Consider the following 22,805-nt stretch of genomic DNA (forward strand, 5'->3'; position numbering starts at 1 on the left):
CATCTGGAGGAGCGATGAAATCATCGGAGACGTTTGAAGTCGAGGTGCGCGGCATCCGGATTGAAGCGGAAACCGTGCGCTCGTTCGAGCTTTGGCCGGTTAGCGGGGAGCTGCCGCCATTTACAGCCGGCGCGCATATTGACGTGCATCTCTCACACGGCATGACAAGGCAATACTCACTGACAAACTCGCTTGAGCGCCACCGGTACGTGATCGCCGTCCAGCGCGATCCAGGCGGCGCCGGCGGTTCAATGTCCATGCACGATTCCGTGGCGCTCGGCAGCCGCCTGATCGTGAGTGCGCCGCGCAATTACTTTCCGCTGAATGAGGCAGCGGTGCACTCGGTTCTCATCGCCGGAGGAATTGGCGTAACGCCTTTGCTGGCGATGGTCCGGCGGCTGTGCCAACTTGGACTCAGTTGGGACTTTTATTACTGCGCCCGTGTGCCAGCCAGGGCTGCGTTCCTGAGTGAATTAAAGGAGCTGGCAGCAACCACTTACCCAGATCGCGCACTTCATTGTGTTTTCGACGGCGAAGCGGGGGTGACGTCCCTGAATCTGGGCGATGTCCGGGCCGCGCACCGACCGGATTCGGACTTCTACTGCTGCGGCCCGGCGCCGTTGATGGATGCCTTTTCGACGACGTTTGCCAGCTTGCCGCCGGAGCGGGTTCACCTCGAGTACTTCAAGGCGCCAGTTGCTGACACCCTGGGTGAGGCCGAGGGGGCGTTCACTGTCACGCTGTCAAGGCAGGGCAAGACCCTGGTGGTGCCGCCAAACCGTTCGATTCTCGAAGTGCTGAGGGAGAACGGGGTACCCATGCTGTCTTCTTGCCGGCAAGGCATTTGCGGGACGTGTGAAACCAGGGTGGTCGAAGGCGTGCCTGACCATCGAGATCACGTGCTGACGCCGGCGGAGCGCGCATCGAACCAGACCATGATGATCTGCGTGTCACGGTGCAAGGGCGAAGCGTTGACTCTGGATATATAGAGCGACGGCTGTGAGGCAAAAGCAACTTGTGGCGAGTGCAAGGGTGTAAGCCGATTGATTGAAGGCATCGCCTATTTTCATTTGATGAGAGAACAATCGATATGACGAATCTTGCGGATATCAAAATTAACGTCGAAAAGGGCGAAGTGCCGGAGCTTTTCACCGCGATGCGCAAATACTGGCACGCCGTCGCCTATTCGGGCCAGCTGAAGGACAAACCACTCGGTGTCACGCTGTTGGGCGAGTCTGTGGTCATTGCGCGGCTCAATGGCGAAGTCCGCGCGATGCATGGACGGTGTCCGCACAAAGGCACGGCGCTCGCACTGGGTGAAGTCGTGGATGGCAAGATCGAATGCCCGTACCACGGCTGGCAATTCGACGGCGGCGGAAAGTGCGTCCGGGTTCCGGCGCGGGAAGAGCTGACCGAAGGCATGAATGTCTCGATCGATTGCTACTACGCGGCCGAGCATGTCGGGATCATCTGGGTGGCACTCGAAAAGCCGATCGCACCGCTGCCGGATTTCCCGGAACTGAGCGATCCAAGCTTTCGCATCCAGCAGGGACCGAGCTACGAATGGGCGACCAGCGCGCCGCGCCGCCTCGAAAATTTCGTCGACTTCGCCCATTTTCCCTACGTGCACGACGGCACCATCGGCGCCCGCGACAACCCCGCCGTGGAGACGGTCAAGGTCTGGCGCGAAGGCCACGTGTTGCGCTTCGACCGTAGCGGCTATCTGCCGCCTAATCCCGACCTTTACAAGTTCCTGTTCCCCGTACGGGAAACGGATAGGGTGACGCCGGTCAACGCATATCACATCTTCTTGCCGGCGACGGTGCACGCGAGTTTCCGCATGCCGAACGACAAGCGGTACGTGCTTTTCATGAGCGCATCGCCGGTTACAGAGGACCTTACTCGCATCTTCTGGTGGCAGGCGCGGGACTTCCGCACGGAGCCGATGGAGGATCGGTTCTTCATTGAACTGGAAGACACGATCCTCGGCGAGGACAAGGCCATCATCGAGTCGCAGCGGCCGAAGTGGTTCAGCTTCAACGGGGAAAACCGGGACGATCGCGAGACTCCGGTACGCGGCTCCGACATCGTTTCGATCGAGTACCGCCGGTGGCTGTTCGAGAACTTCACTGCCTCGCAGAAAAGCTGACGCGCGGAACTCAGCCTGTCGAGAAACTCTGCTTGCGCATCGGCGCAAGCAATCCCGGATGGCGGCGCCAGTGGGCGCAGGCACGCCGTGCGCCCACTACGCTCGCGTCCGCACATATCAAGGAGACAAGAAGTGACTGTTGGGAACGTAAAAGAAGTCCCGGTTCTGACCCGGGAAAACGAATTAGACGTCGAGGGTGAGGCGAGGGTATATCGTTCGCTTCGCCACTTCTGGCATGTCGTCGCTTACTCGCACGAGGTCACCGACAAGCCTGTCGGTTTTACCCTGCTGGAGAAGGACATCGTGATCGTGCGGCTCAACGGCGAAATCTCGGTATTCGACGATATTTGTCCGCACCGCGGCACGCGGCTTTCTCTCGGACATGTCCGTGATGGCTGCCGTCTGGAGTGCCCGTACCACGGGTGGCAATTCGACCAGGAGGGCGAGCTGACGCTCGCGCCGCAGCGTCCCGACCTTGCCGGGCAGCTGCGCGCCCGAACCCGCAAGTACCTATCGGTCGAGAAGTACGGCATGGTATGGGCTTGCCTGGAGGACAAGCCGCATTTCCCGCTGCCGGACTATCCGGTCTGGGATAACCCCGAGTTTCACTACGTGGCCGTCTCGCCGGCGGAAGATTGGGACTGCAGCGCCCCTCGCCGTGTCGAGAACTACACCGACTACTCGCACTTCGCGATCCTTCACGATGGCTTTCTCGCGGACCGTACCGTTCCGCAGGTGCCGCCGCACGACGTATTCCGCAACGGCAACAAGCTCGAGAACGTCCAGGGAGAAGGCGCGTGGGTGCGGGTGCCGATCGACTCGGCAGCATGGGGCGGGAAAGACAAGCCGGCCGATCCGTATCTGCGCATGTACTTCAAATGGCGTGTGTTCATGCCGCTAACCTGCGTGTACGACATCTCGTTCCAGGACGGGAACAGATACCACCTGCTGTTCCACCCGACGCCAATGGGCCCCAGGAAGACCCGCAACTTCACTGTCTCGCACCGTGATTTCGGCGACAAGGCCAAGGCGAATGAAGAACTCGGTGACTTCGTCAAGCTTATCTACGACCAGGACAGATGGGTTGTTGAGTCGCAGCGTCCGGAGGAACTGCCGGAAGACCTGACCAAGGAGATGCACGTCAAGGGCGTCGACAAGTATTCGGTCGAATACCGCATGTGGCTGCTCGAACTCGCGAGAGAACTGACCAAGCCGGTGATCCACCTCCATCAGGAGAGCGTCAAATGAGAGTCGAAGTTGACATGAAGAAGTGCATCTGTGCGGGCATGTGCGTTTCCCTCGCGCCGACCCTTTTCGATCTCGACGGGAACTCGCGCCTGATGGTGATAAAGAGCGAATGCAGCAGCCCCGGCGATATCAAGGAAGCGCAAGACGCGAAGGCGTGCTGCCCGGTCGAGGCCATTCGCCTGACGGACTTGTGCCGCACTGAGTAACGAAACAGCAGGAGGCACCATGCAGAATGCGATCAAGTCAACGAGCCGGCGGGTAGCTATCGTCGGCGGCGGCCTCGCCGCACTGCGCTGTACCGAAGAACTAAGGCGGGGAGGGCATGACGGCAGGATCGCGATCGTGACGGCGGAACCGCACTTGCCGTATGACCGGCCGCCGCTTTCGAAGGATGTGCTGCTTGGGGCGAAGGAGTTCGACGAAGTCCAGTATAGGGACGACGCGTTTTATCGCGACCACCAGGTGGACATGTACCTGTCCCACCCGGCGACCGAGCTGCGCATCCTCGAACGTGAGGTGGTGGCGAACGGGTCCGCGATTGCCTTCGACGACTTGCTTATCTGCACGGGTGCCTCCCCACGTTCCTTCCCCCTGAAGTCGAATTGCGACGGAATCTACACGCTGGGCCGCATCGAGGACACGCTCAGGCTTCGCGCGGCACTCCGGAGCGGAGCGCCGCGGGTGGTAATCCTGGGCGCCGGCTTCATCGGCGCGGAAGTCGCGTCGTGCGCGCGCTCCCTTGGACTGGAAACGACCATCGTCAACCTGGCAGCCACTCCGCTGGAGCGTGCCGTCGGACCGGAGATGGGTGGAATGTTGTCCGCGCTGCACGCAGACCATGGTGTGAGATTGCTCTGTAGTGTGTCCATCGCGGAGATCTTCGGCGATGGGCGCGTCGAGGAATTGCTGCTCACTAACGGCGAGCGTATCGCGTGCGACATCCTGGTCATCGGCATTGGCTCGACACCGAATATCGGCTGGCTCGAAGGTTCGGGCCTTGAGCTCGCGAATGGCATCGTGTGCGATGCAGCGCTATCGGCGGGACCTCCGGGCATTTACGCGGCTGGTGACGTGGCCTGGTGGCCGAACGGCCTGTTCGGACGCGGTATGCGTTGCGAGCAGTGGACCAATGCCGCTGAGCAAGGCCGCCACGTCGCGCGAAACATTCTGGCGGGCCATGAAGGCAGAACCCCCTTCGTCGGCAGCAACTACTTCTGGTCGGATCAATATGGCAAGCGCATCCAGTTTGCTGGCTCGGAAGTCGCGGACGAGGTGAAGATCGTCAAGGGTTCGTACGGGGAAGGACATTTCCTTGCCTACTACCGGAAGGGCGACCAGTTGTGCGGCGCGCTGGCACTGAACGAACCTAAAAGCCTGATGCTGGCCAAGCAGCAGATCGAGAAGCGGAGCCGTTGGGACCTCGCACTCGAAGCCATGGGCCATTGTGTTCCGTAGGGATGGTGTCTAAACAGGGTTGATGACGTCAGGGCAACGACGTGAATCATTTAATTAGGTATTCATATTATCCAGGGGCGCCGCTTCTCCGTGTCGGTGAACGGATTACAGCATCGATTTTCGACTGTGTTGCTGCCGCTCTCTGCACAGTGGTCCTACCCGACAAGGACGGTATGCAGACAAATCGCCTTGCCGTCCATGTCCGCCGCGCGCAACCCTCCGTACGATCATTCCATCGCCTCCGTGTAGGGCGATTATTCCAAAACAGGCACTCTGCGCCGCCGGCCTTACGTCATACAGGCCACGGGCGCAGCGCGCTACTGGAGACACCCACAATGCAGAAAAGCAGCGGACCCGCCCTTGGGTCCTACTGGATGCCATTCACCGCGAACCGCGACTTCAAGCAGCATCCACGCATGCTGGTGTCGGCGGAAGGCATGTACTACAAGGACATCGACGGCAAGCCGGTGCTCGACGCCACGGCGGGCTTGTGGTGCGTGCCACTGGGCCACCGTCAGCCGAAGATCGTCAAGGCTGTGCAGGAAGCCGTGTCCACGCTCGACTATGGTCCGTCGTTCCAGGTGGGTCATCCGGCCGTGTTCGCGTTCGCCGAACGCCTGATCGACTACAGCGGCAATCGCTTCGGCCAGGTCTTCTTCACCAACTCAGGCTCGGAGTCCGTCGATACCGCGCTTAAGATTGCCATCGGCTATCACCGCGCCTGCGGCGACGCGACGCGTACCCGCCTGATCGGTCGCGAGCGCGGCTATCACGGCGTCGGCTTCGGCGGCATCTCGGTTGGCGGGATCTCCGCCAATCGCAGGGGCTTCGGCTCGCTGCTGACTGGCGTGGACCATCTGCCGCACACCTACAACCTCGAGCACAACGCTTACACGCGCGGCGAGCCGACGTGGGGCTCGCATCTGGCCGAGGATCTCGAGCGCATCGTTGCGCTGCACGACGCTTCCACTATCGCCGCCGTGATCGTGGAGCCGGTGGCGGGTTCGACCGGCGTGCTGGTGCCGCCAAAAGGCTACCTGAAACGGCTGCGGGAGATCTGCACTGCGCACGGCATTCTGCTGATCTTCGATGAGGTCATCACCGGCTTCGGCCGCCTCACCACACCGTTTGCAGCCGACTACTTCGATGTCGAACCCGACATGATCACTTCGGCCAAGGGTCTCACCAACGGCGTGGTGCCGATGGGCGCGGTGTTCGTCAAGTCGCACGTGCACGACGCCTTCATGCACGGCCCCGACGGCATCGAACTGTTCCATGGCTATACCTACTCGGGGCATCCGCTGGCCTGCGCAGCGGGCCTCGCTTCGCTCGATATTTTTGCGGAGTGCGACGTGCTGGCGCATGCCCGTGGCATTGCCGGCTATTGGGAGGACGCGGTGCACGCGCTGAAGGGACTGCCGCACGTGAAGGACCTTCGCAATCTCGGCCTGATCGCGGCGATCGAGCTGGATTCGATCCCGGGCCGAATCGGCGCGCGTGCCTTCGATGCGTTCAGGCGCGCCTTTGCCGACGGCCTGCTGATCCGCGTCACGGGCGACACGATCGCGCTGTCGCCGCCGCTGGTACTCGAGAAGACGCACATCGACGAAATGTTCGAAAAGATCGCCGCGATCCTGCGCGCGCTGGACTGAGCGACTCACAACGCTAACGCGCCCTATTCCTGAATCGAGACACACATGACGAACCTAGAAACTATTTCGCACTTTATCAACGGCCAGCGCACTGCCAGCCTGCGCAATGCCGAGACACAGGCTGTGTTCAACCCGGCGCTTGGCGAGGCCGTGGCGCAGGTGGCCATGGGCTCGGCAGAGGATATCCATGCTGCGGTCGGCGCCGCGGCCGCCGCCTTTCCGGCATGGTCGGCCCGTCCGCCGCTGGCCCGTGCGCGCATTCTGGCGAAGTATCTGCAACTGATGCAGCAGCACACCGATACGCTTGCGCAGATGCTGACGCGCGAACATGGCAAGACGCTGGACGACGCCCGAGGTGAAGTGGCGCGCGGTCTCGAGGTGGTCGAGTTTGCGGTGGGCATCCCGCATCTGCTGAAAGGCGAGTTCAGTGACCAGATTTCTCGCGGCATCGACGCCTGGTCGATTCGTCAGCCGCTGGGTGTGGTGGCAGGTATCACACCGTTCAACTTCCCGGCGATGGTGCCGATGTGGATGTTCCCGATCGCGCTGGCCTGCGGTAACACCTTCGTGCTGAAGCCCTCTGAGCGCGATCCATCGTGCTCGCTGTTGCACGCCGAGCTGCTGAAGGAAGCGGGCCTGCCCGACGGTGTCTTCAACGTCGTGCAGGGCGACAAGGCCGTGGTCGACGCGTTGTTGGACCACCCCGAGGTGCAGGCGGTCAGCTTCGTCGGCTCGACTCCCATCGCCGAATACGTGTATGCCCGCGCCAGCGCGAATGGCAAGCGGGCGCAGGCGCTGGGCGGCGCGAAGAACCACCTCGTCGTGATGCCGGATGCCGATATGGCCATGGCGACCGACGCGCTGATCGGCGCGGCCTTCGGTTCTGCGGGGGAGCGCTGCATGGCGATCTCGGTGGCGGTGGCAGTCGGTGATGTCGGCGATCGTCTGGTGGCTGCGTTGGCCGAGCGTACCCGCGCGCTGAAGATTGACGACGGCACCGCGCCAGGCGCAGAGATGGGCCCAGTGATCACGGCGGCGGCAAGAGAGCGAATCGAGTCGCTGATCGGTGCCGGTGTCGCTGACGGCGCCACGCTGGTGGTGGACGGGCGCGATTACCGCGTGCCGGGACGTGAAAGCGGCTTTTTCGTCGGCGGCACGCTGTTCGACCACGTGACGCCCGAGATGACGGTCTACCGCGAGGAAATCTTCGGGCCGGTCCTGTGCGTGGTGCGCGTGCCGAACGTGGCAGCAGCCGTCGAGCTTATCAATGCCCACGAGTACGGCAACGGTGTGGCTGTGTTCACACGCGACGGCGGCGTGGCGCGCGAGTTCACGCGGCAGGTGCAGATTGGCATGGTCGGTGTGAATGTGCCGGTGCCGGTGCCGATGGCGTTCAACAGCTTCGGCGGCTGGAAGCGCAGCCTGTTCGGCGACCACCACATCTACGGACCGGAGGGTGTGCGCTTCTACACGCGTCACAAGGCCGTGATGCAACGGTGGCCGGACACCATCACCGCTGGCGCCGAGTTCGCGTTTCCTCAGCATAACTGAGCACTGCCGTCAGACCGGGAGCCTGAAATGAGCGTACTGATTCGAGGCGGCGTGGTCGTCAATGCCGACGGCGAGACACGTGCTGACGTGCTGTGCGAAAAAGGCAGGATCGTGGCCGTCGGCACGGGCCTCGCGGCGGGAGCCGATACCGAGGTGATCGACGCCGGCGGCCAGTACGTGATGCCCGGCGGCATCGACCCACATACGCACATGCAGCTGCCGTTCATGGGCACCGTGACCGCCGACGACTTTTTCACCGGCACCGCCGCGGGGCTGGCGGGCGGTACCACCACCATCATGGACTTCGTGATTCCGTCCCCGCAGGAATCGCTGATGGGGGCATTCAAAAAGTGGCGCGGATGGGCCGAACAGGCCTGTAGCGATTACACCTTTCACGTCGCCGTGACGTGGTGGGACGAATCGGTGCACGCCGACATGGGGACGCTCGTCAACCAGCACGGCGTCAACAGCTTCAAGCACTTCATGGCGTACAAGAACGCCATCATGGCGGACGACGAGATCCTGGTGAAGAGCTTCCGCCGCGCGCTTGAACTCGGCGCGGTGCCAACGGTTCATGCCGAGAACGGGGAGTTGGTCTTCCAGTTGCAGCAGGAACTGTTGCAGGCCGGTGTGACAGGCCCGCAGGCGCATCCGCTGTCGCGCCCACCTGTGGTGGAGACCGAGGCAGTGCAGCGCGCGATCGCTATCGCCAACGTCATGAACACCCCTCTCTATATCGTGCACGTGTCGTGCGCCGAGTCGGTGGAAGCAATCGCGCTGGCCCGATCGCGCGGCCAGCGGGTTTTCGGTGAGGCATTGGCCGGACATCTGGTGATCGACGACTCTGTGTACACGCACCCTGACTTCGACTTCGCCGCCGGCCACGTGATGAGCCCGCCGTTCCGTTCGAAGGCGCACCAGGCTGCGTTGTGGAACGGTTTGCAGGCCGGCAGCCTGCATACCACCGCGACCGACCACTGTACCTTTTGCGCCGCGCAGAAAGCGACGGGACGCGACGACTTCACCCGGATCCCCAACGGCTGCGGCGGGGTCGAGGACCGCATGTCGGTGATCTGGGACACGGGCGTCAACGGCGGGCGCCTGACCCCTTCGGAGTTTGTCAAGGTCACGTCGGCCAATGTCGCGCAAATCTTCAATATGTATCCGCGCAAGGGCGTCATCGCCGTCGGCGCCGATGCCGACGTGGTGGTGTGGGACCCAGAGGCTACGCGCACGATTTCGGCACGCACGCAGCACGCGAGGGGTGGATTCAATGTGTTCGAGGGCCGCGTCGTACGCGGTAATCCAAGTCATACGGTGAGCAACGGCAAGGTGGTCTACGCGCAGGGCGACCTGCGCGCGGTGAAGGGGGCCGGGCGCTACGTCGAACGCAAGCCGTTCGGCCCGATATTCGACGCGTTGCAACGCAAGCGGCAGTCGGCCGCCTGACGGTGTTGTGGTTTGTGCGCCGTACACAGAGACGCACACTTTTGAAGACATGCAGGGGAGGGACAGTATGCTTTCCAGAGCCGAGGCAATTGCGTTAGACCAGGTGAGCGCGGGCGAACTGCACCAGCTAATGCGCAGGGCGTGCCGTGTGCGCGAGAAAGCGTGGGGCGCAACGGTAACCTATTCCCGCAAGGTGTTCATTCCGCTGACCAACCTGTGCCGGGACAAGTGCGGGTACTGCACGTTCGCGCGCCAGCCTGACGAACCTGGCGCAGGCTACTTGGCTCCGGATCAGGTCATGGCGATTGCGCGCCGAGGCGAGGCTCTCGGATGCAAGGAGGCGCTTTTCTCGCTCGGCGAGAAGCCCGAGCTGGTATATCCGCAGGCCCGCGCGGTGCTCGATGCGCTCGGCTACGCCACCACCATGGACTATGTCATTGCGATGAGCGAGCGGATTTTGGCGGAGACCTCGCTGATTCCGCACGTCAACGCCGGCACGCTGACGCGTGCCGAGATCGTCAGGCTCAAGGCGGTGTGCGGCAGTGTCGGTCTGATGCTGGAAAACGTTAGCCGCCGGCTGGTGCAGCGGGGCATGGCGCACTACGCCTGTCCCGACAAGGTGCCGGTGCAGCGTCTGCGCACGCTCGACATGGCTGGTGTGGAGCGGATCGCGACCACCACCGGGATTCTGATCGGCATCGGTGAAACATGGGTCGAACGGATCGATAGCCTGCTCGCGATTGCCGAACTGCATACGCGCCACGGGCATATCCAGGAAGTCATCGTGCAGAACTTTCGCGCCAAGCCAGGCACGATGATGGCGACATGGAATGAGCCCGGCCACGAAGATATGCTGCGCACGCTGGCCGTGGCGCGGCTGCTCCTGCCGACTGATATCTCTCTGCAGGCTCCGCCCAACCTGGCCGAAGCCTTCGAGGACTATCTTGATTCCGGCATTAATGACTGGGGGGGCATCTCGCCGGTGACGGCCGATTACATCAACCCCGAGCGTGCCTGGCCGGCCATCCATGATGTCGCGCGCCGCAGCCACGGCCGCGGTCTCGGGCTCGCCGAGCGGCTGACGGTCTATCCGCGCTATCTGTGCCAGCCGGACTTCGTCGGGGCCGCGCCCGCGCGGGCACTGGGTTGCCAGGCGCGCCCCGACGGGCTTGCACTGCATCAGTACGAAGCCATGCCAATGGCGGCTTCCGCGGAGTGCGCGGCATGAATGCGATGACCGATCGTGACTGGCTGGATTTCCTGGCCGCCCGTCGCAACGGCGACGACCCGTCTGCACTATTGAGCGCGGCGTCCGCCCCTGTGCGTTTCATTCTGTCGCGCCATCTGGAAGGCGCGGAGATTTCCCGCGACGAAGGACGAGTCCTGTTCGAGGCCGATGGCGAAGACCTCAAGGCGGTGGTCGCCACCGCCGACCATGTACGGCGCGAGCGCGTTGGCGACGTCGTCAGCTTTGTGGTCACCCGCAATATCAACTTCACCAACGTCTGCTACATGGGGTGCCGCTTCTGCGGCTTTGCCAAGCGGCGCGAGGAGGAGGGCGCGGAACTGCTGTCGATGGACGAAGTGGCAAGGCGCGCGGATGTGGCCAGGCAGCGCGGCGCCACCGAGGTCTGTATCCAGGGTGGACTGCATCCAGACCTGACGGATCACCATTATCTCGACATCCTCGCGGCGATCAAGGCGCGAGTGCCCGAGATGCATATCCACGCATTCTCGCCGTTCGAGATATGGTACGGCTCGAAAAAGCGCCGCCAGGCGGCCGCCGACTACCTGCGCGAGCTTAAGGCCGCCGGTTTGGGTTCTATTCCAGGAACGGCGGCGGAGATTCTCGATACCGATGTGCGCCGTCAGCTGACGCGCAACAAGTTGTCCGCCCAGGCGTGGGTGGAAATCGTCCGTGCCGCGCATGGCGTGGGCCTGCGCAGTACGTCGACCATGATGTACGGGCACGTGGATGGGCCCGGCCATTGGGCCGCGCATATCGACCTGCTGCGCAGCATCCAGAAGGAGACTGGGGGCTTCACCGAATTTGTGCCACTGGGCTTCGTGCACAGCGAGGCGCCGCTGTACATGGAGCACGAGATCCCTGGCGTGCGTGCCGGTGCCACGCTGGTCGAGCATATCAAGGTGCACGCGATCGCCCGCCTGATGCTGGCGGGTTGGATCGACAACATTCAGGTGTCGTGGGTCAAGCTAGGACCGCAGACAGGGCAGGCGCTGCTGGCTGCCGGCGCCAACGACTTTGGCGGCACGCTGATGGACGAATCGATCTCCCGGTCGGCGGGCGCGTCGTTCGGGGAGGAAATCACGGCGGCCGAGATGGTGAGCATTATCCGCGACGCCGGGCGCGAGCCGGTGCGCCGCAGCACGTTGTACGTCCCACTCGAGCGCTACGTCGACCATGATCCGGTGGCGCTGCCGCCGCTGAAGGCGCGTGCCTATGATCCGATCCGGTTTTTGCGCAACCGGCCGCAGGCAGGATGCGACAACGAGGAGCTCGCTCATGCGTGACACCGGCTATCCCGCTCGCATCGTACTGCTGGCCGGTGGCGTGGGCGGCGCCCGCATGGCCCTCGGGCTGAGCGCCGAACTTGCAACCGGCAGCCTGAGCATCGTCGCCAATATCGGCGACGACGAGGATTTCTACGGGCTGCGTGTCTGTCCGGACCTCGACACCCTGCTCTATACGCTGAGCGGCAAGGTCGATCCGATGCAGGGCTGGGGCGTGGAGGGCGACAACACCCGCGCCCTCGGTGTGCTCGGTGAACTTGGCGCGCCGGTGTGGATGAAGCTGGGCGACGCAGATATGGGCCTGCATGTCTGGCGCACATGGCGACTCGCGTTCGGCGAGAGCCTGACGAGTGTGATGGCCGAGGCTAGTGCCCGCTTCGGCGTGCCGGGCTATCTATTGCCGGCCTGTGACGCTCCTGTACCGACGGAAATCGTCTGCGATGAGGGCCCGCTGCGCTTCCAGCAATGGTTCGTCGCCCACCGCGCTGCGCCGCCCGTGCGCGAGGTGCGTTACTGCGGTGCGGAGGACCGCTGCGCAACACCCGAGGTCCTGCGCGCGATTGAGCAGGCGGACCTCATCGTGATCGCCCCTTCCAATCCGCTGCTGTCGATCGAACCGATGCTCGCACTCGGCGGCTTGCGCGAGGCCCTGCAGACCTCGGGGGCGCCCTGCGTCGCCGTGTCGCCGTTGATCGGTGGCAAGGCCGTGAAGGGGCCGCTGGACCGGATGCTGGATGACATGGGCCTGCCGGGCGGCAACGCCGGCATCGCGAAGCGCTATGAGGGTTTGCTCCACGGGCTGGTGATCCATACCGACGACGCGGCCGATAGCGCAGGCTTGCAGGCGCGGGGACTGGCGGTGCTCAGCGCCGAAACCCGGATTTCGTCTTGTCCGGCTTCAGTCCGGCTTGCCCGCACCCTGTTGGCATGGGTGCGCGATGGCCTTCCCGCGCGCCAGAGCATCCATGGGGAGATGCAAAAGGAGGTCACGATATGAAGACGCTTCTCGCCATTCCGATGAAAGCGCCAGCGCGCGCCAAGACGCGCCTTGCCCCCGCGATGGACGACAGCCAGCGCGCGCAGCTCGCGGTGCGGCTGTTCGAGCGCACTCTGGCGTTCTTCCGCCGCAATTGGCCGGATTTCGACGTGGTGGCAGTGACCGATGACGCGACACAGATCGCTCCGCTGGCTGCGCGGCACGGTGCGGGAGTGCTGCTCGAGGTGTGCGAGGCCGGCCTGAGCGCGGCGGCCGGCCTCGCCTTGCAGCACGCGTGGACTGGCGGCTATGAGCGGCTCGTGATCGTACCCGGCGACGTCCCGGTCTGGCTGCGCGCCGAGGTACGGCAGATGCTGTCGCTGTCGCAGCGCCACGGGCTCACGCTCGCCGAGTCGCACGACGGCGGCACCAACTTCCTTGCACTTGCGCCACCGCAGCGTTTCACCTTTCACTACGGCCCGCAGTCCGCTGCTCTGCACACGCGTAGCGGACTGGAGTGCGGACTCAGCGTGGCGCGCTGCCAGCTGCCGTTTCTCGCACGCGATATCGATACCGCTGAGGACTGCCTAGTACTCGCCCACGCGCGCAGGTGTCGCCGTGGCCCCCGCCTCTCCGCATTCAACGGAGCGCCGCCATGAACGCGGGAAGCAACACCATGGAACTGGTCGCCTTACCTGGCATTCCGGGAGTGCGCGAAGGGGACGACGTGGGTGACCTGGTCGCCGACGCGATGGCGCGCACCGGACGCCAATGGCAGACCGGCGACATCGTCGTGATCGCTCAGAAGATCGTGTCCAAAGCGGAAGGCCGCACCCGGCGCCTCGCCGATATCTACCCATCCCACATGGCGTGGGAGTACGCGAGCGTTAGCGACAAGGATCCCCGCAAGGTTCAGGCCATGCTTGACGAGTCTGTGGACGTGGTGCGGGTGGCAAAGGTGGGGCCGGACGGCCTGATGATCACGCGCCACCGGCATGGCTGGGTCTGCGCCAACGCCGCCATCGACGAAAGCAATGTCGGTGAAGACGGCACGATGCTGCTGCTGCCGGTCGACCCCGACGCCAGCGCGGCCGAGGTGGCGCGCAAGCTGGAGGCGCGCGGCGGCATCAAGGCTGGCGTGATCATCAGCGACACCTTTGGGCGCGCGTGGCGGCGCGGGCTGGTCAACGTGGCCATCGGCGCGGCCAACGTGCCGGTGATCGTCGACTGGATCGGCCGGGTGGATGCCTATGGCCGTCCGCTGCAGATTTCACAGCCGGCGTTCGCCGATGAGGTAGCGGCGGCAGCCGGACTGCTGATGGGGAAGGACAGCTTCACGCCTGTGGTGCTCGTGCGCGGGCTGAGCTGGGACATCGACAACGGCGCTCATGCCAGGCAGCTGGTGCGCCCTTTGGAGGAGGACTTGTTCCAATGAACATAGCCATTCTTGGCGGTACAGGGCCGCAAGGGCAGGGGCTAGCCTTGCGGTTCGCCATGGCCGGAATAAATGTCGCGCTCGGCTCGCGCGACGGCTCGCGCAGCGCGGAAATCGCATGCGATCTCAATGCGAAGCTATTAGGCTTACAGAGCTGTGCGCGCATTGATGGTTTCGAAAATAGCGACGCAGTGGCTGCTGCCGATCAGATCGTCATGCTGGCGGTGCCCTATGCTGGCCACGATGCCACGCTACGCACCGTCGCGCCTGCCCTTGACGGAAAGATACTGGTCGACCTTGTGGTGCCGCTCACGCCTGGCGACCCCAGGGGCGTCACCATGCCGCCCGAGGGTTCGGCCACCGAGGCTGCGCAGGCCCTACTGGGTGACAAGGTACGCGTGGTCGGCGGCCTGCACAACGTCTCCGCGCACACGCTCAACCATCTCGATCAGCCAATCAATTGCGATGTGCTGGTGTGTGGCAACAACATCGAAGCCGCCGAGGCGGTGATGGAGTTGGTCGGCCGTATCGGTGTGAGGACGTACTACGCCGGTCCCGCGTTAGCCGCGCGTTGCGTGGAGGCAATCACACCGCTGTTGATTCGCCTCAATATCAGCAAGAAGGTGCCGTTCAGCCATGCCGGCATTCGCATCTGGGCGCCCGGACTACCGGCATAACTCACTTTAAGTTTTCACTCAGGAGGAACGACATGCAATTCGGCATTTGCTTCAAGGGCTTCGTGGAGCCCGACCGCGCTCGCGCGCTGGTGCGCCTCGCAGAGGCACAGGGCTTTGACTACTGCTGGTTCTATGACTCCCACATTCTGTGGCGCGAGTCGTTCGTGGCCATGGCCATGTGCATGGAGCACACCACCCGGATGCGCTTCGCGCCGTGCGTGACCAATCCCGATGTGCGCGAGTGGTCGCTTGCCGCCTCACTGTACGGCAGCCTGGCCCTGCAATCGAAGGGCCGCATCGACATCGGTTTGGGTCGCGGTGACAGTTCGCGCCGCGTGATGGGCAAGAAGCCGGCCTCGATGGATCGCGTGGCGGCCTTTACTCACGCCGTCAAGGGCATGGTGCGCGGCGACGAGGTGAAATATGAAGACGCCGAGGCGCCGGTGAGGCTCCCGTGGGCCACCGGCTACGAACTGCCGGTGTGGATCGCCGCCTACGGCCCCATCGCACTCAAGTGCGCAGGCGAGCATGGCGATGGCTTGATTCTGCAGATCGCCGATCCGGGCTTGTGCAAGTGGTTCACTGACCAGGCCGTGGCCGCAGGCAAGGATGTTGGACGTGACATGTCGAAATACCGGGTCCAGGCCGCCGCGCCCGCCTACTTCGGCGACATGGACGAGTGCATCGAGGCTACCAAATGGTTTCCGGCGATGGTCGGCAATCACGTGGCGGACATCGTGGACAAGTATGGCAAGGATTCGCACCTGGTGCCCAAGAGCCTGACCTCCTACATTGAAAAACGTCGTGGTTATGACTACTCCAAGCATGGCCAGAGCGACAACCCGTACCTCGACTTCATCACGCCGGACGTTGTTGAAAGCTTCTGCGTGCTTGGCACTCCTGATCAGCACATCGAGAAGATCGGCAAGCTCCGTGCTGCTGGCGTGACACAGTTCAATATCTATCTCGACAACGGCGACGAGGCTCAGATCATCGAGACATACGGCGACAAGATCATTCCGGCCTTCCGCTGAGCGCCCGCCCGGAGATATTCGTTGCCTCGCGAACGCTGACGGCCAGTGACTTTTCCGACATCTGAAAGTCACTGAGCCCGCGCCTTCACGGGACGGCAAGAAGCCGCTTTCCCGGATGCAGGCACAACAAAAAAGGATGAACGATGAAGGACTTGCGCATCGACGGCGAGCGCCTGTGGCGCTCACTGATGGACCTCGCCGCGATCGGGGCCACCCCCAAGGGTGGCGTGAAGCGGCTGGCGCTGACGGAACTGGATAAGCAGGGACGCGACCTCGTGGTTTCGTGGGGGCGGGCGGCTGGTCTCGCGATCACCGTCGATCGAATCGGGAATATCTTCATGCGGCGCGCCGGCACGGACCCCGACGCTCCGCCGGTAGCGTCGGGCAGCCACATCGACACCCAGCCCACCGGCGGGAAGTTCGACGGCAACTATGGCGTGCTGGCCGCGCTTGAAGTGATGCGCACCCTCGACGATGCCGGTGTGAAGACCTGCGCCCCGCTCGAGGTCGCTATCTGGACAAATGAAGAGGGGTCGCGTTTCGTGCCCGTGATGATGGGGTCGGGCGTGTTCTGTGGCGCGTTTACGCTGGAGCACGCTTATGCGGCGCGCGACATCGAAGGCAAGCGCGTGCGCGACGAACTGGAAGCCATTGGCTACCTCGGTGACGAGGAGCCGGGCAAACATCCGCTCGGCGCTTACTTCGAGGCGCACATCGAGCAGGGCCCCGTACTGGAGGATGAAGGCAAGGTAATCGGCGTGGTGCCGGGCGTGTTGGGCCTGTCGTGGTACGACTGCGAGGTGAGGGGCATGGAGGCCCACGCCGGCCCAACGCCGATGGCGATTCGCAAGGATGCGTTGCAGGTGGCGACGCGCGTGATGCAGGAGGTGGTGGCCATCGCCAACCGGTATCCGCCCTATGGACGCGGCACGGTGGGCTTCGTGCAGACGTTCCCGAACAGCCGCAACGTGATTCCGGGCAGCGTCAAGTTCAGCATCGACCTGCGCAACGTGAACGATGCGCTGCTGAATCAGATGCATGACGAGATGCTGGCTTTCATCGACCGCACGCAGTCGGAAAGCGGCCTGAGCATCGGCATCGAACGTGTGTCGTACTACCGGCCGTGCGAGTTTCATCCGCAGTGCGTCGATGCTGTGCGCAGAGCCACCGGTGCGCTGGGCTATCCGACCATGGACGTGGTCTCGGGAGCCGGTCACGATGCCGTCTACACCGCTCGCGTGGCGCCGTCGGGGATGATCTTCGTGCCGTGCAAGGACGGCATCAGCCACAACGAGATCGAAGACGCTCGCTCAGATCATCTGGAAGCCGGCTGCAACGTGCTGCTGCACTCGATGCTTGAGCGGGCCGGGCAAGTCAGTTGATACGACGGCCGGCAAGTTAGCGCGCCGGCCGACCGAGAGTCATCGCAAAGAATGCAGGGAGAGGTTGATGCTGATAGGCATACCAAGGGAGATTCGCGAAGGCGAGGCGCGCGTAGCCGCCACGCCGGAGACGGTCAAGAAGTATGTGGCGCAGGGCCACCGGGTCATCGTGCAAAGCGGCGCCGGTGTGCGTGCCAGCCTGCGCGATGCCGCTTACGAGGCAGTCGGCGCCCGCATTGGCACCGCCTCGGAGGCGATGGGCGCCGGACTTGTCCTGAAAGTCCGCGCCCCCGAGCCTGCGGAACTGGCCATGATGACGCCCGGCGCCGTGCTGGTCGGCATGCTCAATCCGTTCGACATGGAGAACGAGGTCCGAATGGTCGCCGCGGGCATCATTGCCTTCGCGCTGGAAGCGGCGCCGCGCACCACGCGTGCGCAGAGCATGGACGTGCTGTCGTCGCAGGCGAATATCGCAGGCTACAAGGCCGTGCTGGTCGCCGCCCATCACTACCAGCGTTTCATGCCGATGCTCATGACCGCGGCCGGAACCGTCAAGGCCGCACGCGTGCTGATCCTCGGCGCCGGCGTGGCCGGATTGCAGGCGATCGCCACCGCGAGGCGGCTGGGCGCGGTGATCGAGGCTTCGGACGTGCGCCCTGCCGTAAAGGAGCAGATCGAATCGCTGGGTGCGAAGTTTCTGGACGTGCCGTTCCTGACCGACGAGGAGCGCGAGATCGCACAAGGTGCGGGCGGCTATGCGCGTCCGATGCCCGCGGACTGGATGCGCCGCCAGGCCGAGCTCGTGCATGAGCGCGCCAAGCAAGCCGACATCGTCATTACCACCGCGCTGATCCCTGGCCGCACGGCGCCCGTGCTGCTGCAGGAAGCGTCGGTGCAGCAGATGAAGCCAGGCTCGGTTGTGGTTGATCTGGCGGCGGCGCAAGGCGGCAACTGCCCGCTGACGGTTCCCGACGAAGTGGTCGAGCGCCATGGCGTCATTCTCGTCGGCCATACCAACCTCGCGGCGATGGTGGCTGCCGACGCCTCGGCGCTGTATGCCCGCAACGTGCTCGATTTCCTCAAGCTGATCCTCGACAAGGAGGGCAAGCTCGTCATCGACCGGCAGGACGACATCGTCGCCGCCTGCCTGATGACCGGGCAAGAGCAAGTCGATCTGGCCAGCTAAGGAGACTTCAATGGAATTAGTTAACCACACGGTGATCAACCTGATCATCTTCGTACTGGCGATCTACGTGGGCTATCACGTGGTCTGGACCGTGACACCGGCTTTGCATACGCCTCTGATGGCGGTCACCAATGCGATCTCGGGCATCATCATCGTCGGCGCCATGTTGGCGGCCGGCCTGACCGAAGGCAGCGTCGGACGCGTGGCGGGCACGCTGGCGGTGGCGCTCGCCGCCGTGAACGTGTTCGGTGGCTTCCTGGTCACGCAGCGCATGCTCGAGATGTTCCGCAAGAAGTCACCCAAGGCGCAGCCCCAGGCCGAGCGCCAGACGCATGCAGGCGGCAAGGCTGCGGAGGCTGCACGATGAACGGACTCTCGATGAATTCGGTCACCCTGCTTTATTTGGGGGCTTCGGTCTGCTTCATCCAGGCGCTCAAGGGTCTGTCGCACCCGACTACGGCTCGCAGAGGCAACGTCTTCGGCATGAGCGGCATGGCCATCGCCGCGGTGACCACGCTGCTGCTGATCGTCAAGCTCAAGAATGAGTTCCTGGCGGCGGGCACGGCGCAGTCGCCGGTGGGCTTGGGCCTGATTCTGATCTTTGGTGCGCTGGTGGTGGGTGGCGGCATCGGCGCCTACGCGGCGAAGCAGGTCGAGATGACCAGGATGCCGGAGCTGGTCGCGGCGATGCACTCGCTGATCGGTCTGGCCGCCGCGTTCATCGCGGTCGCGGCGGTCGCCGAGCCGGCGGCATTCGGCATCACGCAGGCGGCCTCGCATGAAATCCCACTGGGCAATCGCATCGAACTGTTCATTGGCTGCTTTGTCGGCGCGATTACCTTCTCTGGTTCCGTAATCGCCTTTGGCAAGTTGGCCGGACGCTTCAAGTTCCGCCTGTTCCAGGGCGCACCAGTGGTGTTTGCCGGCCAGCACTGGCTGAACCTGCTGCTGGCGGTGGCGATGATCAGTTTCGGATGCCTCTTCGCCCAGTCGCAGGATTGGCTGCCGTTTCTGCTGATGCTGGCGATTGCCTTTGTGTTGGGTGTGCTGATCATTATTCCGATCGGCGGTGCAGACATGCCGGTGGTGGTGTCGATGCTGAACTCGTACTCGGGTTGGGCGGCGGCAGGCATCGGCTTCTCGTTGAACCAGCCGATGCTGATCGTTGCCGGCTCGCTGGTGGGATCAAGCGGTGCGATCCTGTCGTACATCATGTGCCGTGCGATGAACCGGTCGTTCTTCCGCGTGCTGTTGGGCGGCTTCGGCGGCGCGACCGCGGCGGCGGCCGACCAGCTACAGCGCCCGGTCAAGGCGGGCTCGGCTGATGATGCGGCCTTCCTGTTAGGCAACGCGGAAACCGTGGTCATCGTACCTGGATACGGCTTGGCGGTGGCCCGCGCGCAACATGCGCTCAAGGAACTCACCGAGATGTTGAAGGGAAAGGGCGTGAGCGTGAAGTACGCGATCCACCCGGTGGCGGGCCGCATGCCGGGCCATATGAACGTGCTGCTGGCCGAGGCTGAGGTGCCGTACGATCAGGTCTTCGAGATGGAAGACATCAACAGCGAGTTCGGCCAAGCAGACGTCGTGCTTGTGCTCGGCGCCAATGACGTGGTTAACCCGTCGGCCAAGACCGATCCCAATTCGCCCATTGCCGGCATGCCGATCCTCGAGGCCTACAAGGCCAAGACCATCATCGTGAACAAGCGCTCGATGGCTGCCGGCTACGCCGGGCTGGACAACGAACTCTTCTACATGGACAAGACCATGATGGTATTCGGCGATGCCAAGAAGGTTGTGGAAGACATGGTGAAGGCTGTGCACTGAGGCACTCGCCCCAACCGCGGAACGGATGTGCTGCCCGACTCGCGGCCCGCCCGGCAGGATAACTAAACAGGAGAAGGCGATGTCGATCGGCGTGCCAAGAACCACGAATATCGGGTGGGCCTGACGCTCGGGAGCGTGCGCGATTAGGCGTGCGCGGGCATCAGGTGCTGGTGGAGGTTGGGGCCGGCGCCGCCATCGGCATGACCGACGGTGAATATGTCACAGCCGGCGCCAGCCGAGCCGAAGTTCGAAGGGAGTGTTCGCCAGCGCGGACATGATAGTCAAGGTCAAGGAACCGGAGCCTGCGGAGTGCGCGATGCTGCGCCTTGGGCAGATCACGTATACGTGTCTGCACTTGGCGCCGGATCCGGAATAGATCGTGGCGCTAGTCGAGCGTGCCCGGCGTGCCGGGAGCCAACGTGGTCATCATCGGTGCAGGAGTAGTCGGCAGCAATGCCGTGCAGATGACAGTAGGCATGGGCGCGCGCGTGACTGTGCCTGACAGGAGCATCGATCAGCTGCGCCAGATCGATCTCGTCTACGACAATCGCATAACCACGCAATCCTCGAGTACGCAAGCGATCGAAGACGCCGTGGTGGACGCTGACCTGGCGATCGGCAGCGTGCTGATTCCGGGGGGGGGCGTGGCACCCAATCTAGTCGGCCGCAGCATGATCGCGGGATGAAAGCCGGTTCGGTGGTGGTCGGCGGGGCGATCGACCAGGGCGGCTGCTTCGAAACATCCGTCGCCACCACGCATGCGGAGCCCACCTTCGTCGTGGATGGCGTGATCCACTATTGCGTGGCCAACATGCCAGGCGCGGTAGCGCGAGCCTCCACGCTGGCGCTGAACAATGCCACCATCGGGCACGCCACCGCGATCGCCGACAAGGGCGGGACGCAGGCAGTGCGCGGGGACGCGCGTCTGCGCGCAGGCCTGAACGTCTGCCGAGGCCAAATGACTCACGAAGCAGAAGCGCGCAATCTGGGGTATAAGCACCTACCCGGCGAGCGGGCCTTGGCGTAGCAGTAGGTGGCAGCCTCTCTGAACGCGCGCCAGAAGACTATCGTTCTCCCGCATTGCGGATCGTTCTGCTCCTGCGCAAAACTGGACTGTTTTGAGGGCGTGACGGTGGATCGCCGATACAGCACGACATGCCTTTGCCGACGGCACCGGACCCCGGGATATGCAGTAGGAACAGGCGCCGCAGTGGGGAGTGGTTTATGCAGTTGGATATGAGACTGGTCATGGCGTTCTCGCTCGTCATGCGAAGCGGGAGCCTCACGCAGGCGGAAGCCATCAGTGGCGTCTCGAAGGCGACGCTGAGCCGCCAGTTACAAGTGCTGGAGGAGGAGCTGGGCGTTACGCTGTTCAACCGGCGTGCCCGTGGCATGAGCCCGACGGAGGCGGCGCGGGCCTTTCATACGCATTGCGAGCAAATCCTGGCTGACGTCTCCGGACGACTGGAAGTCGCCCGCGAGCAACTTCAGGAGCTGGGTTCCGGCATTGGCGGCGAGCTGTCGATCAAGGCCGACAGCGAATTCAGTACCACTTTCGCCGCACATGTCACCAAGCTGTTTATGGCGCGGCATCCGAATGTGAAGCTCAACCTCGACGTTGCCGACTACCCTGGCTGCGCCAAAGCGGAGGAAATCGACGGCTACATCTGCGCCGAGCTGCCGGACATTCCGGACCTCGTCGGCAAGCTGCTTGGGCAAATCAGCTGCGGGCTATACGCCAGCCCCGCCTACCTGAAGCAGAAGGGTACCCCTGTAACGCCGATGGACCTGACGTGCCATGATTCCATCGTGATCCGGTCGACCAGCGGGAACAAGGACACCCTGATGCTGTATTCGCAAGGCGGAAGTCAACCCTACCTTCCCAAAGCCAATGTCACGACCAACGACCATTGGATCATGAAGACGTTCTGCATTGACGGATTTGGCATCGCCCTGTTGCCAGATTTCTTCGTGCAGCCGGAGTTGAGCCAACAACTGCTCGTTCCGGTATTGCCAGAGTGGAAGCCGCAACCCAGGCGCATTTACTGTGCTTATCAGAAGCAGCGCTTTGCCGGAAGAAAGCTCAGCGACTTGATCACGCTAATGGCCGATTGTATTAAGGACATCGATACCTTTTCCGGCTATGTCGGCAGAAGCTCCTCTGGCAGCAGCTAGGCGGGAGTGTGGGCTCGACCGGTCGAAGCAACAGATTGAGAAATCGTTCAGTCAGCGCATCTAAATCAAATCAGGTG

General features: G+C 63.4%; 21 protein-coding genes and 1 pseudogene. 21 read left to right on the plus strand and 1 reads right to left on the minus strand.

Translation table 11 applies throughout. The features are described from left to right. Window positions 1–14: 14 nt before the first annotated feature. Window positions 15–989 (plus strand): PDR/VanB family oxidoreductase, encoded by a 975-nt coding sequence (locus BPHYT_RS21070; RefSeq protein ID WP_012426138.1) that lies wholly within the window; start codon window positions 15–17, stop codon window positions 987–989. Window positions 990–1,066: 77 nt separating this feature from the next. Here BPHYT_RS21070 and BPHYT_RS39175 read toward each other — a convergent pair whose 3' ends face one another. Then, window positions 1,067–1,279 (minus strand): hypothetical protein, encoded by a 213-nt coding sequence (locus tag BPHYT_RS39175; protein WP_238535807.1) that lies wholly within the window; start codon window positions 1,277–1,279, stop codon window positions 1,067–1,069. Between BPHYT_RS39175 and BPHYT_RS21075 the strand changes: the two genes are divergently transcribed. The 20 genes and pseudogenes from BPHYT_RS21075 to BPHYT_RS21170 all read left to right on the plus strand — a co-directional run bounded on the left by BPHYT_RS21075 (window position 1,226) and on the right by BPHYT_RS21170 (window position 22,728). After that, window positions 1,226–2,149, plus strand: coding sequence for a Rieske 2Fe-2S domain-containing protein (locus BPHYT_RS21075; protein ID WP_238535798.1), 924 nt, complete (start codon window positions 1,226–1,228; stop codon window positions 2,147–2,149). The genes BPHYT_RS39175 and BPHYT_RS21075 overlap by 54 nt on opposite strands. Window positions 2,150–2,281: 132 nt before the next feature. Further along, the gene (locus BPHYT_RS21080; protein WP_012426140.1) at window positions 2,282–3,397 is read left to right on the plus strand and encodes an aromatic ring-hydroxylating oxygenase subunit alpha; all 1,116 of its coding nucleotides are present in this window, start codon (window positions 2,282–2,284) and stop codon (window positions 3,395–3,397) included. Next, complete coding sequence (locus BPHYT_RS21085) at window positions 3,394–3,603, plus strand: ferredoxin (RefSeq protein ID WP_012426141.1); 210 nt, start codon at window positions 3,394–3,396, stop codon at window positions 3,601–3,603. Before BPHYT_RS21080 ends, BPHYT_RS21085 begins: the two co-directional genes overlap by 4 nt. A gap of 19 nt (window positions 3,604–3,622) precedes the next feature. Beyond that, window positions 3,623–4,852: an NAD(P)/FAD-dependent oxidoreductase gene (locus BPHYT_RS21090; RefSeq protein ID WP_012426142.1), complete on the plus strand. Its 1,230-nt coding sequence runs from the start codon at window positions 3,623–3,625 to the stop codon at window positions 4,850–4,852. Window positions 4,853–5,187: 335 nt separating this feature from the next. Then, window positions 5,188–6,504: an aspartate aminotransferase family protein gene (locus BPHYT_RS21095; protein WP_012426143.1), complete on the plus strand. Its 1,317-nt coding sequence runs from the start codon at window positions 5,188–5,190 to the stop codon at window positions 6,502–6,504. A 45-nt stretch (window positions 6,505–6,549) separates the two neighbouring features. Further along, window positions 6,550–8,055, plus strand: a complete 1,506-nt coding sequence (locus tag BPHYT_RS21100) for a CoA-acylating methylmalonate-semialdehyde dehydrogenase (RefSeq protein WP_012426144.1) — start codon at window positions 6,550–6,552, stop codon at window positions 8,053–8,055. A gap of 27 nt (window positions 8,056–8,082) precedes the next feature. Further along, a complete protein-coding gene (hydA, locus tag BPHYT_RS21105) occupies window positions 8,083–9,504 on the plus strand; it encodes a dihydropyrimidinase (protein WP_012426145.1) in 1,422 nt (473 codons plus the stop codon). A gap of 67 nt (window positions 9,505–9,571) precedes the next feature. Continuing rightward, window positions 9,572–10,732 (plus strand): 7,8-didemethyl-8-hydroxy-5-deazariboflavin synthase CofG, encoded by a 1,161-nt coding sequence (gene cofG, locus BPHYT_RS21110; protein ID WP_012426146.1) that lies wholly within the window; start codon window positions 9,572–9,574, stop codon window positions 10,730–10,732. Continuing rightward, window positions 10,729–12,036: a 5-amino-6-(D-ribitylamino)uracil--L-tyrosine 4-hydroxyphenyl transferase CofH gene (gene cofH / locus BPHYT_RS21115; protein ID WP_012426147.1), complete on the plus strand. Its 1,308-nt coding sequence runs from the start codon at window positions 10,729–10,731 to the stop codon at window positions 12,034–12,036. The genes cofG and cofH overlap by 4 nt, the downstream gene beginning before the upstream one ends. Next, window positions 12,029–13,033 carry a 2-phospho-L-lactate transferase gene (locus tag BPHYT_RS21120; protein ID WP_012426148.1) on the plus strand — a complete coding sequence of 335 codons (1,005 nt, stop codon included), beginning with the start codon at window positions 12,029–12,031 and terminating at the stop codon, window positions 13,031–13,033. Before cofH ends, BPHYT_RS21120 begins: the two co-directional genes overlap by 8 nt. Further along, window positions 13,030–13,671 carry a 2-phospho-L-lactate guanylyltransferase gene (gene cofC / locus BPHYT_RS21125; protein WP_012426149.1) on the plus strand — a complete coding sequence of 214 codons (642 nt, stop codon included), beginning with the start codon at window positions 13,030–13,032 and terminating at the stop codon, window positions 13,669–13,671. The genes BPHYT_RS21120 and cofC overlap by 4 nt, the downstream gene beginning before the upstream one ends. Next, window positions 13,668–14,447: a coenzyme F420-0:L-glutamate ligase gene (gene cofE / locus BPHYT_RS21130; RefSeq protein ID WP_012426150.1), complete on the plus strand. Its 780-nt coding sequence runs from the start codon at window positions 13,668–13,670 to the stop codon at window positions 14,445–14,447. The genes cofC and cofE overlap by 4 nt, the downstream gene beginning before the upstream one ends. Further along, window positions 14,444–15,124, plus strand: coding sequence for an NADPH-dependent F420 reductase (gene npdG / locus BPHYT_RS21135; RefSeq protein ID WP_012426151.1), 681 nt, complete (start codon window positions 14,444–14,446; stop codon window positions 15,122–15,124). The genes cofE and npdG overlap by 4 nt, the downstream gene beginning before the upstream one ends. Window positions 15,125–15,156: 32 nt before the next feature. Then, a complete protein-coding gene (locus tag BPHYT_RS21140) occupies window positions 15,157–16,158 on the plus strand; it encodes a TIGR03842 family LLM class F420-dependent oxidoreductase (RefSeq protein ID WP_012426152.1) in 1,002 nt (333 codons plus the stop codon). A gap of 143 nt (window positions 16,159–16,301) precedes the next feature. Then, window positions 16,302–17,540, plus strand: coding sequence for a Zn-dependent hydrolase (locus tag BPHYT_RS21145; RefSeq protein WP_012426153.1), 1,239 nt, complete (start codon window positions 16,302–16,304; stop codon window positions 17,538–17,540). A gap of 67 nt (window positions 17,541–17,607) precedes the next feature. Continuing rightward, window positions 17,608–18,726: a Re/Si-specific NAD(P)(+) transhydrogenase subunit alpha gene (locus BPHYT_RS21150; RefSeq protein WP_012426154.1), complete on the plus strand. Its 1,119-nt coding sequence runs from the start codon at window positions 17,608–17,610 to the stop codon at window positions 18,724–18,726. A 10-nt stretch (window positions 18,727–18,736) separates the two neighbouring features. After that, window positions 18,737–19,093 (plus strand): NAD(P) transhydrogenase subunit alpha, encoded by a 357-nt coding sequence (locus tag BPHYT_RS21155; RefSeq protein ID WP_012426155.1) that lies wholly within the window; start codon window positions 18,737–18,739, stop codon window positions 19,091–19,093. After that, the gene (locus BPHYT_RS21160; protein ID WP_012426156.1) at window positions 19,090–20,553 is read left to right on the plus strand and encodes an NAD(P)(+) transhydrogenase (Re/Si-specific) subunit beta; all 1,464 of its coding nucleotides are present in this window, start codon (window positions 19,090–19,092) and stop codon (window positions 20,551–20,553) included. The genes BPHYT_RS21155 and BPHYT_RS21160 overlap by 4 nt, the downstream gene beginning before the upstream one ends. Before the next feature lie 114 nt (window positions 20,554–20,667). Further along, window positions 20,668–21,580: pseudogene (locus BPHYT_RS21165) on the plus strand (alanine dehydrogenase). A 221-nt stretch (window positions 21,581–21,801) separates the two neighbouring features. After that, window positions 21,802–22,728 (plus strand): LysR family transcriptional regulator, encoded by a 927-nt coding sequence (locus BPHYT_RS21170; RefSeq protein ID WP_238535734.1) that lies wholly within the window; start codon window positions 21,802–21,804, stop codon window positions 22,726–22,728. The last annotated feature ends 77 nt before the right edge of the window (window positions 22,729–22,805 follow it).

It is taken from the genome of Paraburkholderia phytofirmans PsJN (genome assembly GCF_000020125.1).
In the GTDB taxonomy this organism is placed as follows: domain Bacteria; phylum Pseudomonadota; class Gammaproteobacteria; order Burkholderiales; family Burkholderiaceae; genus Paraburkholderia; species Paraburkholderia phytofirmans.

What these genes read in the sequence shown, in the direction of transcription:
- BPHYT_RS21085 (WP_012426141.1), top strand. Translation starts at nt 3,394, where the DNA reads ATGAGAGTCGAAGTTGACATGAAGAAGTGCATCTGTGCGGGCATGTGC.
- BPHYT_RS21150 (WP_012426154.1), top strand. Translation starts at nt 17,608, where the DNA reads ATGCTGATAGGCATACCAAGGGAGATTCGCGAAGGCGAGGCGCGCGTA.
- cofC (WP_012426149.1), top strand. Translation starts at nt 13,030, where the DNA reads ATGAAGACGCTTCTCGCCATTCCGATGAAAGCGCCAGCGCGCGCCAAG.
- cofH (WP_012426147.1), top strand. Translation starts at nt 10,729, where the DNA reads ATGAATGCGATGACCGATCGTGACTGGCTGGATTTCCTGGCCGCCCGT.
- hydA (WP_012426145.1), top strand. Translation starts at nt 8,083, where the DNA reads ATGAGCGTACTGATTCGAGGCGGCGTGGTCGTCAATGCCGACGGCGAG.
- BPHYT_RS21145 (WP_012426153.1), top strand. Translation starts at nt 16,302, where the DNA reads ATGAAGGACTTGCGCATCGACGGCGAGCGCCTGTGGCGCTCACTGATG.
- cofE (WP_012426150.1), top strand. Translation starts at nt 13,668, where the DNA reads ATGAACGCGGGAAGCAACACCATGGAACTGGTCGCCTTACCTGGCATT.
- BPHYT_RS39175 (WP_238535807.1), bottom strand. Translation starts at nt 1,279, where the DNA reads ATGCATCGCGCGGACTTCGCCATTGAGCCGCGCAATGACCACAGACTC.
- BPHYT_RS21140 (WP_012426152.1), top strand. Translation starts at nt 15,157, where the DNA reads ATGCAATTCGGCATTTGCTTCAAGGGCTTCGTGGAGCCCGACCGCGCT.
- cofG (WP_012426146.1), top strand. Translation starts at nt 9,572, where the DNA reads ATGCTTTCCAGAGCCGAGGCAATTGCGTTAGACCAGGTGAGCGCGGGC.
- BPHYT_RS21170 (WP_238535734.1), top strand. Translation starts at nt 21,802, where the DNA reads ATGGCGTTCTCGCTCGTCATGCGAAGCGGGAGCCTCACGCAGGCGGAA.
- npdG (WP_012426151.1), top strand. Translation starts at nt 14,444, where the DNA reads ATGAACATAGCCATTCTTGGCGGTACAGGGCCGCAAGGGCAGGGGCTA.
- BPHYT_RS21160 (WP_012426156.1), top strand. Translation starts at nt 19,090, where the DNA reads ATGAACGGACTCTCGATGAATTCGGTCACCCTGCTTTATTTGGGGGCT.
- BPHYT_RS21095 (WP_012426143.1), top strand. Translation starts at nt 5,188, where the DNA reads ATGCAGAAAAGCAGCGGACCCGCCCTTGGGTCCTACTGGATGCCATTC.
- BPHYT_RS21100 (WP_012426144.1), top strand. Translation starts at nt 6,550, where the DNA reads ATGACGAACCTAGAAACTATTTCGCACTTTATCAACGGCCAGCGCACT.
- BPHYT_RS21120 (WP_012426148.1), top strand. Translation starts at nt 12,029, where the DNA reads ATGCGTGACACCGGCTATCCCGCTCGCATCGTACTGCTGGCCGGTGGC.
- BPHYT_RS21070 (WP_012426138.1), top strand. Translation starts at nt 15, where the DNA reads ATGAAATCATCGGAGACGTTTGAAGTCGAGGTGCGCGGCATCCGGATT.
- BPHYT_RS21155 (WP_012426155.1), top strand. Translation starts at nt 18,737, where the DNA reads ATGGAATTAGTTAACCACACGGTGATCAACCTGATCATCTTCGTACTG.
- BPHYT_RS21090 (WP_012426142.1), top strand. Translation starts at nt 3,623, where the DNA reads ATGCAGAATGCGATCAAGTCAACGAGCCGGCGGGTAGCTATCGTCGGC.